This window comes from Armatimonadota bacterium, assembly GCA_031460175.1.
Lineage (GTDB): Bacteria > Sysuimicrobiota > Sysuimicrobiia > Sysuimicrobiales > Sysuimicrobiaceae > Sysuimicrobium > Sysuimicrobium tengchongense.
In genome coordinates this window covers 33342-46951 of sequence record JAVKGW010000012.1, presented here as the reverse complement: position 1 = coordinate 46951, position 13610 = coordinate 33342, and the positions used below count along the sequence as shown (strand labels likewise).

At 68.2% G+C, this 13610-nt stretch carries 16 protein-coding genes; all 16 read left to right on the top strand.

Going from position 1 to position 13610, the window contains the following annotated elements; translation table 11 throughout:
• The coding region (locus QN206_12125; GenBank protein ID MDR7615552.1) for a phenylacetate--CoA ligase family protein at nucleotides 1-451 on the top strand (451 nt) is incomplete at its 5' end.
• Nucleotides 429-1604: an ABC transporter ATP-binding protein gene (locus QN206_12120; GenBank protein MDR7615551.1), complete on the top strand. Its 1176-nt coding sequence runs from the start codon at nucleotides 429-431 to the stop codon at nucleotides 1602-1604. The genes QN206_12125 and QN206_12120, both read left to right, overlap by 23 nt.
• Before the next feature lie 14 nt (nucleotides 1605-1618).
• Nucleotides 1619-2671: a hypothetical protein gene (locus QN206_12115; GenBank protein ID MDR7615550.1), complete on the top strand. Its 1053-nt coding sequence runs from the start codon at nucleotides 1619-1621 to the stop codon at nucleotides 2669-2671.
• Between the two features lie 23 nt (nucleotides 2672-2694).
• The gene (locus tag QN206_12110; GenBank protein ID MDR7615549.1) at nucleotides 2695-3729 is read left to right on the top strand and encodes an ABC transporter substrate-binding protein; all 1035 of its coding nucleotides are present in this window, start codon (nucleotides 2695-2697) and stop codon (nucleotides 3727-3729) included.
• A 68-nt stretch (nucleotides 3730-3797) separates the two neighbouring features.
• On the top strand, nucleotides 3798-4484 hold the full coding sequence (locus tag QN206_12105; GenBank protein MDR7615548.1) for a 3-oxoacid CoA-transferase subunit A: 687 nt from the start codon (nucleotides 3798-3800) through the stop codon (nucleotides 4482-4484).
• A 52-nt stretch (nucleotides 4485-4536) separates the two neighbouring features.
• Nucleotides 4537-5229 (top strand): 3-oxoacid CoA-transferase subunit B, encoded by a 693-nt coding sequence (locus QN206_12100; GenBank protein ID MDR7615547.1) that lies wholly within the window; start codon nucleotides 4537-4539, stop codon nucleotides 5227-5229.
• A 12-nt stretch (nucleotides 5230-5241) separates the two neighbouring features.
• Entirely contained in the window at nucleotides 5242-6114 is an 873-nt protein-coding gene (locus tag QN206_12095; protein MDR7615546.1) for an amidohydrolase family protein, read from the top strand.
• A 4-nt stretch (nucleotides 6115-6118) separates the two neighbouring features.
• Nucleotides 6119-6388, top strand: a complete 270-nt coding sequence (locus tag QN206_12090) for a hypothetical protein (GenBank protein MDR7615545.1) — start codon at nucleotides 6119-6121, stop codon at nucleotides 6386-6388.
• A 3-nt stretch (nucleotides 6389-6391) separates the two neighbouring features.
• A complete protein-coding gene (locus tag QN206_12085) occupies nucleotides 6392-6676 on the top strand; it encodes a hypothetical protein (protein ID MDR7615544.1) in 285 nt (94 codons plus the stop codon).
• Nucleotides 6677-6697: 21 nt separating this feature from the next.
• Nucleotides 6698-6925 (top strand): hypothetical protein, encoded by a 228-nt coding sequence (locus tag QN206_12080; GenBank protein MDR7615543.1) that lies wholly within the window; start codon nucleotides 6698-6700, stop codon nucleotides 6923-6925.
• A 31-nt stretch (nucleotides 6926-6956) separates the two neighbouring features.
• A complete protein-coding gene (locus tag QN206_12075) occupies nucleotides 6957-8000 on the top strand; it encodes a hypothetical protein (protein ID MDR7615542.1) in 1044 nt (347 codons plus the stop codon).
• Nucleotides 8001-8016: 16 nt separating this feature from the next.
• Entirely contained in the window at nucleotides 8017-8829 is an 813-nt protein-coding gene (locus QN206_12070) for an SDR family oxidoreductase (protein ID MDR7615541.1), read from the top strand.
• Between the two features lie 21 nt (nucleotides 8830-8850).
• Entirely contained in the window at nucleotides 8851-9666 is an 816-nt protein-coding gene (locus tag QN206_12065) for an SDR family NAD(P)-dependent oxidoreductase (GenBank protein MDR7615540.1), read from the top strand.
• A gap of 10 nt (nucleotides 9667-9676) precedes the next feature.
• Nucleotides 9677-10495: an SDR family oxidoreductase gene (locus QN206_12060; protein MDR7615539.1), complete on the top strand. Its 819-nt coding sequence runs from the start codon at nucleotides 9677-9679 to the stop codon at nucleotides 10493-10495.
• A gap of 32 nt (nucleotides 10496-10527) precedes the next feature.
• Nucleotides 10528-12045 (top strand): ABC transporter substrate-binding protein, encoded by a 1518-nt coding sequence (locus QN206_12055; protein MDR7615538.1) that lies wholly within the window; start codon nucleotides 10528-10530, stop codon nucleotides 12043-12045.
• Between the two features lie 31 nt (nucleotides 12046-12076).
• Complete coding sequence (locus QN206_12050) at nucleotides 12077-13600, top strand: ABC transporter substrate-binding protein (protein ID MDR7615537.1); 1524 nt, start codon at nucleotides 12077-12079, stop codon at nucleotides 13598-13600.
• Nucleotides 13601-13610: the final 10 nt, after the last annotated feature.

The following is a 13610-nucleotide window of genomic DNA, read 5'->3' as shown; positions in this document are numbered from 1 at the left end:
GGGGGACACGCAGCCGCTGTTGCGGTACCGGTCTGGGGACATCGGGCGGCTGGAGCCGGAGCCGGTGTGCAGGTGCGGGTCGAGTTGGCCGCGGATCGCGCGGGGGATTGAAGGGCGGGCGGACGAGATGATCTGGTACCGGGGGGTGAACGTGTATCCCGCGGCGGTGGAGCAGGTGGTACGGGGCTTCCGGGAGTTGTCGGACGAGTTCCAGGTGGTGCTGCGGGGAACCGTGGAGCGCCCGGAGCTCGTGATCCGGGTGGAGAAGGTCAGTCCTGTGATTCCGGATGGGTTTGAGCGGGCGGTGGCCTCTCGGTTGCGGGAGGCCCTGGGGGTGGGGGCTCAGGTGGAGCTGTTGGAACCCGGGACGCTTCCGAGGACGGAGTACAAGGCGCGGCGCGTGGTGGACCTGAGGGAGGGGAGGGAGCATGCGGGAAGCAGCCCGCGTTGAGCGGGAACCCACTGCCCTGACCTCCGCGGAGGCCGGGGAGGGGATCTCCGTGCGGGTTCGGGAGGTGCGCAAGCGCTTCGGGCCCCGCACGGGAGCGGGAGGAGTCGTGGCCCTGGACGGGGTTTCCCTTGAGGTGCACAGGGGGGAGTTCCTGGTGATGCTGGGGCCCAGCGGATGTGGGAAGACGACCCTGTTGCGGAGCCTCGCGGGCCTGGAGCGACCGGAGGGGGGAGAGATCGAGATCGAGGGGCAGACGGTGTTCTCCGCGGCGCGGGGGATCCATGAACCGCCGCACCGGCGGCCCGTGAGCATGATGTTCCAGTCGTACGCGCTGTGGCCGCACATGACGGTGTACGAGAACGTGGCGTTCCCCCTGCGGATGAAGCGGCGCGGGGGAGGTGAGGAGCGGACCCGGGTGCGGGAGGTTCTGGAGATGGTGGGATGCGGGGGGCTGGAGCGGCGGTATCCGGGGGAGTTGAGCGGGGGACAACAGCAGCGGGTGGCCCTGGCGCGGGCCATCGTGGCGGGGGACCGGGTGATCCTGTTTGACGAGCCGCTCTCGAACGTGGACGCGCGGGTGCGGGAGGAGTTGCGGGGCGAGATCGTGCAGATGCAGCGGCGGCTGGGCTTCACGGCCATCTACGTGACGCACGATCAGAAAGAGGCCATGGCCATCGCGGACCGGCTGGTGGTGATGGAGGGGGGCAGGATCCTGCAGGTGGGCAGCCCGCAGGAGGTGTATCTGCAGCCTCGGTCGGAGCGGGTGGCGTACATCGTGGGTCGGGGGAACCTCCTGTCCGGCCAGGTGGTGGGGCAGGAGGGAGGGCGTTACCTGGTAGAGACCCCCGCGGGGCGGCTGATGGGGACCGGGGAGGACCGGTTGAAGCCCGGGGAGCGGGTGCGGGTGTTCTTCCGGCCGGAGGTGTGCCGGGTGGTCCACGGTGCGGAGACGGGATGGACGGGGGCCGTGCGGGGCATCGTGCGCCAGAGGGCCTTCCTCGGCAACATCCAGGAGCTGCGGGTCCAGGTGGGTCAGGCGGAGATCCTGGTGGAGGTCCCGGAGGGGGTAGAGGTTCCGGGGGGAGAGGTGACCTTGGAGATTCCGGAGGATCGGGTGCGGGTGTTCCGAGAGACGGCACCAACCCATTCCTGAAAGGGGGGAGCGGCATGCGCGGGAAAAAGGTTTTCGGGATCCTGCTGGGCGTGTGGTTCGTTGCAGCGGTGTTGGGGCCGTACGGCCTGGCGGCGCCGCAGGCGTCCTTGCGGGAGCAGCTGTGCGAGCAGGCCAGACGGGAGGGGCAGCTCAACCTCCTCACCAACGTGGCCCTGGTGGCGGATCCGCTCGTGGAGCTCTTCCAGGAGCAGTTTCCGGGCCTGCGGGTCCGGGCGGTGACGGACGTGGCGGCGCCCACCCGGGCCATCACGGAGGCCCAGGCGGGCCGGCACGAGCACGACATCCTGGTGTGGACCATCCCGGGAGTCCTGCCCCTGTTTGAACGGAACCTCCTCGCGTCCTTCAAGCCCGAGGAGCTCGCCGCCTTCCGGATCCCCCCGGGGACGGCCATCCTGAACAACACGACCCTGAAGTTCTACAACTTCGTGCACACCCTGAGTTACGATTCGCGCCGCCTCCGACCAGAGGACGTTCCCCGGGACTGGAACGGGATCCTACAGCCCCGCTGGCGGGAGCGGTTCGTGGGCGACATCCCCACGGTAACGAACGGGATCGCGGCCCTGGGGCTCCTGCTGGGTGAAGCCTGGGCCACGAACTTCGCCCGGCGGCTGCGGGACGAGATCCGCATCACCATTGTCCCGAACCCCACCATCGGCCGGGAGATGGTCCTGCGGGGCGAGAAGGACCTCATGTGGGGCGGCATCGGGGAGACCATTGACCGGCGGGAGCGGTTCCGGGAGCCCCTGGCGTGGAACCCGGTAACCCCCACCTACGCCTCCCAGTTCGTGGTCGTGGCCTTCCAACGGGCGCCGCACCCCAACGCCGCCCGATGCGTGGCGTTGTGGGCGGCCACCCAGGAGGCGAAGCCCATCATGGAGCGCAAGGCATACTTCCTGGCGGATGCCACACCCGGTGCCAAGACCCAGCTGCGCCGGGAGATCGAGCGCCACCGCATGCGGATCTTCTTCGAGAACGTGGAGTCCGCCAAGCGGAGACTGGAGCTGTACGGACGGCTCGTCCCCATCCTGCAGGGGCAGGTGCCGTAGTTGGGCTCTCGCTGGGGGAGAGCATGCGAAGGAGGCGTTGGCAGTTGTTGTGGGTGAGCTTTCTCCTCACTGCCCTCCTGCCGATGGATGGGCGGGCAGGACCTTCACCGGGGGAGCGGATCTGTGAGGCAGCCCGGCAAGAGGGGACGGTCCACATCCTCACGCACGTGCGGGAGGTGGCGGAGCCCCTGGAAAAGGCCCTGAAGGAGAAGTTTCCATGGCTTCGGGTGCGCACTGTCCTAGACGTGGCCGCACCCACCCGGGCCGTGGTGGAGGCCCAAGCAGGCCGGCACGAACACGACGTATTCGCCTACAGCCTCCCTGGTGTTCTGCCCTTATACGAGCGCGGATTGCTGGCTTCCCTTTCGAATCCAGAGATCCAGGCATTCGGGATCCATCCGGGTGCCCGATTACTCGGTGGAGCTGCCCTAAGCGGTTGGACGTTCGTGCATACAATCGCATATGACGTACGGCGGGTGCGGACCGAGGAGATCCCTAAACGTTGGGAGGATCTGCTGAACCCCAGGTGGCGAGGACGGTTGGTGGGGAGCATTTCTGCGCTCACCAACGGGGTGGCAGCCGTGGGGCTACTCCTCGGAGAAGCGTGGGCCTTTGACTTCGTTCGGAAGCTGCGGGACGAAATCAAAGTTACCTTGACTCCCAGCCCCACGCTGGCTTTGCAGCTCCTTCTTCAGGGGGAGAAGGATCTCTTGTGGAGTGGGATCGAGACCACCCTCGAACGTAGGGAGAGGGCGAGGGAACCCATCAGTTGGGCCCCTGTATCTCCGACGTACGCCGCCCGCTTTGTCCTTACAGTATTCCGGAACGCTCCCCATCCCAACGCGGCCCGATGCGCGGCCCTCTGGCTGGTCTCCCGCGAGGGCAAGACGGCCTTGGAGGAAGCGAGCTACAGCACATCCGACGCATCCCCCGGAAGCCCCACCCGGGTGCGGAAGGAGGTGGAGCGGTATCGGATCCGGGTGTTCTTCGAGAACGTGGAGTCCGGCCGCCGGCGTCTGGAGCTCTACGGGCGCTTGCTGCCCGTACTCCAGGGATAGGTCCGCTGAGGAAGCGCTTGACACGGGGGCGATCGCGGACGTATTGGATAACGCGGTGAGCGGGGGAGATGGACAAGTGCGTCCCGACGTGTGACGAGGCCGTTGCGGACATCCCCGACGGGGCCACCATCATGATGGGGGGATTTGGCCCTCCGGGCTTTCCCGCGCAGCTCGTGGAGGCCCTCCGGCGCAGGCGTCTGCGGGATCTCGTGATCATCCAATGCGGAGGCGGCACGGAGGACTATGCCCTGGGAGGCCTCATCCTCGACGGGGCGGTGCGGAAGCTCATCACCTCCTACCCCACCCATCCGGGGGCATGGGCCCTTCGGGACCGGTATCTCCGCGGGGAGATCGAGCTGGAGGTCCTGCCCCAGGGCACGTTCGTGGAGCGAATCCGGGCGGCAGGAGCGGGATTGGGCGGGTTCTACACGCCCACCGGGGTAGGGACGGAGCTCGCGGAGGGAAAGGAGGTGCGGGTGATCAACGGCCGCCCCTATGTCTTCGAGCTTCCCCTCTCCGCGGACTTCGCTCTCATCAAGGCGCACCGGGCAGACCGTTGGGGGAATCTCACATACCGTCGGACCATGCGGAACTTCAACCCCATCATGGCCATGGCCGCGAAGGTCGTGATCGCGGAGGTGGACGAGATCGTGCCGGTGGGTGCGCTCTCCCCGGAAGAGGTCGAGACCCCCGGGATCTTCGTGGATCGGGTGGTGGCCACAGAGCGCCATCCCCGGCTCCTGCGCCGCAGCTAACCGGTCCCCGCCGGGGACCGCAGGGCACCACTCGTGGGCGAGGTGGTCCAGCATGGCCCTAACGCGGGAAGGTGTGGCATACCGGATCGCTCAGGATCTTCCGGACGGCAGCTACGTGAACCTGGGCGTGGGAATCCCCTCCTTGGTGTTGCAGTTCCTCCCGGAGGGAAGGGACGTCCTCATCCACAGCGAGAACGGGATCCTGGGGGTGGGGCCGAAAGCGGTGCCGGGGGAGGAGGACCCGGATCTGGTGAACGCCAACGGGGACTACGTGACCCTGCTTCCGGGCGCAAGCCTGTTCGACCACGCCCTCTCCTTCGCCATCATCCGCGGGGGACACCTCACCCACGCGATCCTGGGAGCCCTGCAGGTCTCCCGGAGGGGAGATCTCGCCAACTGGAAGGTTCCGGGACAACGGGTGCCCGGCGTGGGCGGGGCCATGGATCTGGCGGTGGGCGCCCAGCGGGTGTGGGTGGCCATGACGCACGTGACGGAGCGGGGGGAGCCGAAGATCGTGGAAGCGTGCACCTATCCCCTGACCGCTCCCCGGTGCGTGAAGCGGATCTACACGGACCTGGCCGTAATCCGGGTGGAGGGAGAGGAGCTGGTTCTGGAGGAGGTGGCGCCCGGGGTAAGCCCCCAGGAGGTGCAGGCGCGCACGGGAGCCCCTCTCCGCTTCACGGAGGACCTGCGGATCATGCCGGTCCCCCCGGAGGTCCGGGGAATTCCCCTCCGTGCGCCGTAGGGGAGGAAGGAGATGGTACGCGGGATTGACGTGCACGTGCACATCGCCACCGGGGACAAGGTCCGGTTGGGCCGGCGACCTATGTTCCCCACGGGGGTGGACCCCCGCTGGGACAATCCGGATGCCATCGCGGAACTGTACGCTTCCCTGGAACTGATGGCGGTGATCTTCGACGTGGACAACGAGACCCAGAGCGGCCTGCGGATCTCCAACCAGGAGGTGGCGCAGTGGGTCCAGAAGTACCCGGAGGTGTTCATCGGGTTCGGGAGCGTGGATCCGTGGAAGGGGAAGAGGGCGGTGGAGGAGGTGCGGCGGTGCGCGGAGCTGGGACTGCGGGGGATGAAGTTCCAGCAGATCGCCCAGGCCTTCCGACCGGACGATCCCCGCTTCTTTCCGATCTATGAGGCGTGTGTGGACCAGGGGTTGGCGGTGCTCTTCCACACGGGCACCACGGCCATCGGGGTGGGGAGACCGGGCGGCATGGGCCTTCGGCTGGACTACGGCCGGCCCATCTACGTGGACGAGGTGGCGGCCCGCTACCCGGAACTGCGCATCATCCTGGCGCACCCCGCGTGGCCCTGGCACGAGGAGCAGCTGGCCATCGTCCGGCACAAGGGCAACGTGTACATGGATCTGTCCGGCTGGGCTCCCAAGTACTTTCCCCCTTCCGTGGTGCACTATGCGAACACCCTGATCCAGGACAAGGTGTTCTTCGGATCGGACTATCCCATGATCACGCCCCAGCGGTGGCTGGAAGAGTTCGCCGACCTGCCCCTCAAGGAGGAGGTGCGGCGCAAGATCCTCCTCCTGAACGCCGCGCGGTTTTTCGGACTGCACCTTCCCGAAATCCAGGAGGCGGCCGCAGAGGCCGGAAAGGAGGCTTGAACGCATGGGAGAAGCGCAGACGGTCCTGGAGCGCATTGACCGGGCGCTCGACGAGGTTCGGGTGGGGCTTGCCGCGGACGGGTTCGAGCTCCGGGTCCAGCAGGTGACGGAAGACGGATGGGTGGACCTGGTCCTGGAGGCGACCCCGGAGGCCTGCCTGGAATGCCTGGTGGGGGATGAGGTGCTGCAGGCCATGCTCCAACAGTGCATCGCGCCCGTGTACCCCGCCCTGCGGGGCGTGCGGTTGGAAAAACGCATTCCGGAGGAGGGATGAGCCATGCCGGTGCTCGTGGATCCCACGGGAGAGGTCACGCAGGCCACGAAGCCCCTGGCCCCGCGGACGCGGCGGACGTTGCAGGGAGCCCGGGTGGGCCTTGTGGACAACGGGAAGCGGAACGCGGACGCCTTCCTGCGGGCCCTGGGGGAGCTGCTGCAGGCGCGATTCGGGGCGCAGGAGGTGCATCTGCGCCGCAAGCCCAACGCATCCCTTCCCGCCCCGCCGGAACTGGTGGAGGACCTATTGGCGCGGTGCGACGTGGTGATCGCGGGAGTAGGGGACTGAGGATCCTGCAGCGCGGCCAGTGTGGCCGACGGCATTCTGTTCGAGGAGCGGGGAGTGCCCGCAGCGGTGGTGATCACGGAGGCGTTCCTGCGGACGGCGGACGCCATGGCCCAGACCCGGGGGATGCCGGGCTACCCCTACGCGGTGATCCCGCATCCGCTCAGCAGCCTCGGCCCGGAGGAGGTGCGGGCGCGGGCGGAGCAGGCGCTGCCGGAGGTGGCGCGGCTGCTGGGAATCCAGGCCCCGTGAGGGAACTGGCCAGGAGGGGGAGGAGGGGACCATGAGGACCTGGCAGGAAGTGGAGCCCACCCGGGAGGCGGTTCGGGAAGCCCGCGCGGGGATCGAGTACTGCTACGAGCGGGGCTGGACGGACGGCTTACCCGTGGTTCCCCCGGCGGAGGAGTTCGTGGAGGAATTCCTGGCCCAGGTGGATCGGGATCCGGAGGAGGTGCTCATCGCTCAGCCGCACCTGGGCCGGAAGTGCACGGTGCGGTTGGCCGCGGCAAACGCGGTCATGGCGGGATGCCGGCCGGAGTACTTCCCCGTGGTCTTGGCGGCCCTGGAGGGTTTGGAGCGGACCGCGGGGAGCCGGGGCTTGCTGCAGAGCACCAGCGGGCAGGCGGTGCTGGTGGTGGTCAACGGGCCGGTTCGGCAGGAGCTGGGATTCAACGGTGCGGACAACGTCTTCAGTCCCGGGGACCGGGCCAACGCCACCGTGGGGCGTGCGATTCGCTTGGTGATCCTGAACGCTCTGGGGATCCGACCCCACGTCTTCGATCAGAGCACCCAGGGGACGCCGGCCAAGTACAGTTTCTGCATCGCGGAGAACGAGGAGGAGAGCCCCTGGGAGCCGCTGCACGTGGAGCGGGGGTTCGGCAGGGAGGAGAGCACGGTGACCGTGGTCCTGGCCCGAGGAACCATGCCCGTGGAGCAGCGGGACTCCAAGCAGCCCGAGCACATCCTCCTCAACATCGCGGACTCCATGTCCTACGCGGGGGCGTACTTCCCCTGGCCCCGGGGCCACGGATCCATCGTGGTGATGGGGCCGGAGCACGCGCAGATGATCGCCCAGGCGGGGTGGAGCAAGCATCAGGTGCGGGCGTTTTTGTGGGAGCACTTCGGGCGTCGGGCGGGGGAGTTGCGGCGGCTCGCGAAGGAGGGAGGCCTGGATCCCCAGCTGCCGGACGAGGCGTTCGTGCGGTTCGCGCCCACCCCGGAAGCCATCACCCTGGTGATTGCGGGAGCCCGGAACGCGGGGGTATCCACCGTCTGCCCCACCTTTGCCTGGCAGAGCGTCACGATCCCGATCCGGAGGCGAAGCTGAACCCTGGAGGGAGGGGATGGAAGAGGAACGGTGGCTGGTCGGGATGGTGGCCCTGGTGACGGGAGCTGGCCGGGGAGAGGACGGCGGAGGGGGGGCTGGCATCTCCCGGTACCTGGCCCACCAGGGCGCCAAAGTGGCCGTCAACGACCTCACGGAGGAGTTCACGGAGGCCACCGTGGACCAGATCCGTTCCCGAGGCGGAGAGGCATGGGGCATCGTGGGGGACGTCTCGGATCCCGCGGATGCGAACCGCATGGTGGACGCGGTGGTCCGCCACTTCGGCCGCATCGACATTCTGGTCAACAATGCAGCCATCGGTGGCCTCATCCCCGCGGTGGAACGGCTTCCGGATGAGATCTGGCATCGCCAGGTGGCGGTGGACCTGAGCGGCCCCTTCTACATGAGCCGGGCCGCCCTGCGGTACATGATCCCCCAGGGGTTTGGTCGCATCGTAAACATCGCTTCCCTCGCCGCGGTCCGCACGGGATTCGTGAGCGGCTCCACGTACACCACCGCGAAGACGGGGCTTTTGGGCCTGACCCGGCAGATGGCCTTCGAGGTTGCCCAATTCGGGATCACGGTGAATGCCCTGATGCCCACCGGCATCCGGAATCCCCGGATCCTGCGGATGAGACCGGAATGGTTGCAGGCGGAAGGGAGATTGGGCCCCCTGGATCCAGAGGAGGAGATCGGGAAGCTCGTGGCCTTTTTGTCCCGGCGCGACGTGACCTTCATCTCTGGAGCGGCCATCCCGCTGGATCGGGGGCTCGGAAGCGCACTGGGGGACTTCGAGGCCTATAAACAGCGGAGCGGAAAGGACGCGGGCTAGACGAGGAGGCAGGAGGGAAAGATGCAGACCACGCGGCTGTGTGACCTCAGCGGGATGGTGGCCCTGGTCACGGGTGCCGGGGGCGGCTCGAAGGGGGGAGTCGGACCGGTGATCGCCCGATCCCTGGCCCAGGCGGGAGCCCGGGTGGCGGTGAACGACAAGACCGCGGAGCGGGCGGAGGCCACGGTCCGGGAGATGCGGGATGCGGGGCTGGAGGCGGAGGCATTCCCCGCGGACGTGTCGGATGTCCGGCAGGCGGATGCGCTGGTGGAACGTGTGATCGAGCGGTTCGGGCAGCTGGATGTTCTCGTGAACAAGGCAGAGTACCACGCAAGCGGCCGACGGGCAGATGAGGTGTCGGACGAGGAGTGGGAGACGAGCCTCGCGGTGAACGTGCATGCCCCGTTTTACCTGAGCCGTGCCGCGGTGCGGCACATGCGGCCCCGGAAGTTCGGCCGGATCATCAACGTCTCGAACATCTCCGCCATCCGCACGAGCCTGCTGCACGGCGTGCCGTACGTGGCCACGAAGGAGGCGCTGTACGGACTCACCCGGCACCTGGCCATCGAGGTGGCTCAGCACGGCATCACGGTGAACGCCATCCTGCCGGGGTTCATCCTCACGCCGAGGCTGGTGGAGGACTGGGCGGAGGAGCGGCGGAACGCGGCAGCGGCCACCGTTCCCGCCCTGCGGGCCGGCACCCCGGAGGAGGTGGCGGCCCTGGTGGTGTTCCTGGCGAGCCGGGAGGCGGGGTACATCACGGGGGCGGCCATCCCCATCGACGGGGCGGTATCCGTGGTGCCCGGTGGGGGGCGCCGGGAGAACGCGTTCGTGTAGGAGCATGCCCATGGGTCGGCTCGTCGGGATGGTGGCCCTGGTCACGGGCGCTGGTGGGGGAGCCATGGGCGGAGGCGGGGCGGGCATCGCGCGGACTGTCGCGGAGGAAGGCGCGCGGGTGGCCGTGAACGACCTCCAGGAGGAGTACGCACAGGCCACGGTGGATCAGATCCGCAGCGGAGGCGGAGAGGCGTGGCCGGTCGTGGGGGATGTCTCGGACCCTCTCCAGGCCCGGCGGATGGTGGAATCCGTGGTGGACCGCTGCGGGAGGCTGGACATCCTGGTGAACAACGCGGCGCGCCTGGGACGTTCACCCGCGGTGGAGCGGATGCCGGACGAGGAGTGGTGGAGCTACCTCCGGGTGAACCTGTCGGGTCCCTTCTACATGAGCCGGGCCGCCCTCCCCCACATGGTGCGTCAGGGATTCGGCCGCATCATCAATCTCTCCTCCCTGGCGGCCCTCCGGGCGAGCCTGAACGGAGGGGCCTGTTACACTTCCTCCAAGCGGGGCCTCCTGGGCCTCACCCGGCAGCTGGCGGCGGAGTTCTACCCGTACGGGATCACGGTGAACGCGGTCCTCCCCGCCGGGATCCTCACGGGTCGCATGCGGGCCCAGATGCGGGAGGAGGAGGTCCAGGCCCGGGTGGCGTCCCGGCGGATTGCCCTCCCCGAGGACATCGGGGCCCTGGTGGCTTTCCTCGCGAGCCGGGAAGCAGGCCTCCTCACCGCCAGCGTCATCGTGATCCCCGGAGTCGCCGTCTGTCCAGTGGGGGACTACGCCCAGTACCGGGCCATGGCCCAGGCCATCGGGAAGGACGTCGGAGCATGAGCAGCATGGATCGAGCAGGAGGTGAAGGGCGGATGCGGGGCATGGCGTGGGTGCTCGTGACGGTGGTGGGAATCGGCCTGGGATTGAGGGCGCAGGCGGACCTGCCCTTCGCGGAGGCGGCCCCCATTCCCAAGCGGGGCGGGATCCTGCGGGTGGTGGATGAAGCTCCTGGAAGTCCCTTCGGCATCCCGTGGGAGATCGTGGGCGTCTCCGTCTGTGCGGCCATCCCCGCCTTCGAGAGCCTTCTCTGGGTGGATCGGCAGGGTCGGATTCTCCCGAGGCTCGCGGAGCGGTGGGAGGTGGCCCCGGACCGCCGGTCCATCACCCTCACCCTGCGGCGGGGGATCCGCTTCCACGATGGGACGCCCCTCAACGCTGAAGCGGTGGTCTACAACCTCCAGCGTCAGATCGAGGCCCGCCGGGTCCCCTTCCGGTCCGTGGAAGCAGCGGATGAGCGCCGGGTGCGGATCCGCCTCCAGGAGTGGGACAACCGGGTCTGGTTAAACCTCATGGGCACTTCCGCCCTCATGGCGTCTCCCTCCTTCCTGGAGCGGCAGGGGGTGGACCGGGCCCGGTGGGAGCCGGTCGGGACAGGACCCTTCCGGTTCGTCCGCTACCAGCGGGACGCCGCGGTGACCTACCGAAGGTTTGCGAACTACTGGCAGCCGGGCAAGCCCTACCTGGACGGGGTGGAGATGCGGTTCATCCGCGATCCTCAGACGCTGCGGGCCGCGTTCCTAGCGGGGCAGGTGGACGTGGCAGGGCTCGGCCCTTATCCGGTCGCTGCGGAGCTGATCCGAGAGGGTTATCCGGCGGAATCCTTCTTCGGCGGGGTGGTGGTCCTGGTCCCGGACAGCGCGAACCCCGATTCCCCCTTGGCGGACCGGCGGGTGCGGGAGGCCATCGGGTACGCCGTGGACCGCGAGGCGTTGGCGCAGGCCACCCTCTTCGGCCTCTCCCAGGGGTGGACGCAGCTCACGGTTCCGGAATCCAGGGCGTACCTCCAGGACTATCGGGGTCCCACGTACAACCCGGCTCGGGCCCGGGAGCTCCTGGCGCAGGCGGGATACCCGAACGGGTTCGAGACCACCCTGATCCCGGCCCCGTACCTGGACCGCAACATCGCGGTCGCCCTCCAGCAGTACCTGAACGCGGTGGGGATCCGCGCCCAGCTGGAGCTCCCCGAGATCGGCCGCTACACGGAGTATCAGCGACGGGGCTGGCGGGGAATGCTCATCCACGTGTTCGGGTACTTCCCGAACTTCAACTCCCATGTGGCCTTCTACTACACCCAGGCGCCCGAAGGGTATGCGAGCATGAGACGTCCGGCTCAGCTGGAGGCCCTGTTCCGGGACTCCGTGCGGACCCTGCGGGAGGAGCGGCACAAGGTCCAGGCCCTCCACCGCTTGCTGCTCAGCGACCTGACGGTGATCCCTCTCATGCGCTACGGGAGGATCTACGTGATGCAGAAGTACGTGCGGGACACCAAGCACCTGCGATGGGCCACTTGGCCCTTCTGGGCTCCGGAGGACGCGTGGCTCGATCGGTGAACCACAACCCTCAGAAGGGGAGGTGAGAAGCATGGGGACCGGCGGCACGACGTGGGGACGACGACTCACCATCGGGATCGTACTCCTCCTTCTCCTGGCCTCGGTGGGAGGCGCGACCGCAGGGCCCTCCATCGTTCGGGACGGGGTCCTGCGGGTGGTGGATGAAGCGCCTGGAAGTCCCTTCGGCATCCCGTGGGAGATCGTGGGCGTCTCCATCTGTGCGGCCGTGCCGGCCCTGGAGCCTTTGTTGTGGATGGACCGGGCGGGTCGGGTGATGCCGAAGCTGGCGGAGCGATGGGAGATCAGCCAGGACCGGCGGATCATCACCTTACACCTGCGGCGGGGGGTGAAGTTCCACGACGGGACCGACCTCACCGCGCAGGCGGTGCAGTTCAACCTGCAGAAGCAGATGGAACGGGGCCTCATTCCCTACTTCGAGGCGGTAGAGGCGGTGGACCGGAACACGGTGCGGATCCGCCTCAAGGGGTGGGACAACCGGGTGCTGGTGACCCTGGCGGGAACCCCGGCCACGGTCATCTCACCCGCGGCCCTGGAGCGGTTGGGGGTGGAGCGGGCCCGGTGGCATCCCGTGGGGACAGGCCCGTTCCAGCTGGAGCGATACGAGCGGGACGCGTACGTGCGGTATCGGCGGTTCGGTCAGTACTGGGACCGGGGGAAGCCGTATCTGGACGGCGTGGAGATCCGGTTCATCCGGGATCCCCAGACCCTGAAGGCGGCCCTGCTGGCGGGGCAGATCGACGTGGCCGGGCTGCAGGACCTGGCGCTGATCGCGGAGCTGCGGGGAGCAGGGTTTGAACTCATGGCGGCGGACAATGCGATCCTGACCCTGATTCCGGACAGCGCGAACGCGGATTCGCCGTTTGCCGACCGCCGGGTCCGGGAGGCCTTAAGCTACGCCATCGACCGGGAGGCCATCGTTCGGGGGTTGGGATTTGGGCTCCTGCAGCCCACCAACCAGCTGGCGTTCCCGGAGCAGTCCGCGTACCTGCGGGACTATCGGGGTCCCACGTACAACCCGGCTCGGGCCCGGGAGCTCCTGGCGCAGGCGGGATACCCGAACGGGTTCAGCACCCGCCTCATCCCCGCGCCCTTCATCCCCCGGGACCATGTGGTGGCCATCCAGCGGTACCTGCGGGAGGTCGGGATCCACGCGGAGCTGGAGTTCCCCGAAGCCCCCCGATACCGGGAGTACTCCACCCGGGGCTGGCGGGGGATCCTGGTCCACTTCCTTGGGTTCTTCGCGAACTACAACAGCTTCGTGGGCTTCTACTTCGTGAACCCGCCGGAGGTGTGGGCGAGCATGGCGCGGCCCGCGGCCCTGAATCAGGTGTTTGCGGAATCCGTCTCCACCCTGCGGCCGGAAGGGTACAAGACGCAGCAGCTGCATCGGATCCTGTTGCAGGAGTCCTTGCACGTGACGGTGTGGCGCTCGCCGCGGGCGTACGCGAAACGTCCTCAGGTCCAGGGAACCAACCACATGAAGTGGGTCACTTGGCCGTGGTGGACCCCCGGGGAGGCCTGGATCCGACGGTAGGGAGGTGATC

Bases quoted from the DNA above. Each gene is read 5' to 3' on its own strand.
- QN206_12085 (MDR7615544.1), top strand. From the start codon at position 6,392: ATGCCGGTGCTCGTGGATCCCACGGGAGAGGTCACGCAGGCCACGAAG.
- QN206_12090 (MDR7615545.1), top strand. From the start codon at position 6,119: ATGGGAGAAGCGCAGACGGTCCTGGAGCGCATTGACCGGGCGCTCGAC.
- QN206_12075 (MDR7615542.1), top strand. From the start codon at position 6,957: ATGAGGACCTGGCAGGAAGTGGAGCCCACCCGGGAGGCGGTTCGGGAA.
- QN206_12050 (MDR7615537.1), top strand. From the start codon at position 12,077: ATGGGGACCGGCGGCACGACGTGGGGACGACGACTCACCATCGGGATC.
- QN206_12120 (MDR7615551.1), top strand. From the start codon at position 429: ATGCGGGAAGCAGCCCGCGTTGAGCGGGAACCCACTGCCCTGACCTCC.
- QN206_12100 (MDR7615547.1), top strand. From the start codon at position 4,537: ATGGCCCTAACGCGGGAAGGTGTGGCATACCGGATCGCTCAGGATCTT.
- QN206_12110 (MDR7615549.1), top strand. From the start codon at position 2,695: ATGCGAAGGAGGCGTTGGCAGTTGTTGTGGGTGAGCTTTCTCCTCACT.
- QN206_12055 (MDR7615538.1), top strand. From the start codon at position 10,528: ATGCGGGGCATGGCGTGGGTGCTCGTGACGGTGGTGGGAATCGGCCTG.
- QN206_12105 (MDR7615548.1), top strand. From the start codon at position 3,798: ATGGACAAGTGCGTCCCGACGTGTGACGAGGCCGTTGCGGACATCCCC.
- QN206_12065 (MDR7615540.1), top strand. From the start codon at position 8,851: ATGCAGACCACGCGGCTGTGTGACCTCAGCGGGATGGTGGCCCTGGTC.
- QN206_12060 (MDR7615539.1), top strand. From the start codon at position 9,677: ATGGGTCGGCTCGTCGGGATGGTGGCCCTGGTCACGGGCGCTGGTGGG.
- QN206_12070 (MDR7615541.1), top strand. From the start codon at position 8,017: ATGGAAGAGGAACGGTGGCTGGTCGGGATGGTGGCCCTGGTGACGGGA.
- QN206_12095 (MDR7615546.1), top strand. From the start codon at position 5,242: ATGGTACGCGGGATTGACGTGCACGTGCACATCGCCACCGGGGACAAG.
- QN206_12115 (MDR7615550.1), top strand. From the start codon at position 1,619: ATGCGCGGGAAAAAGGTTTTCGGGATCCTGCTGGGCGTGTGGTTCGTT.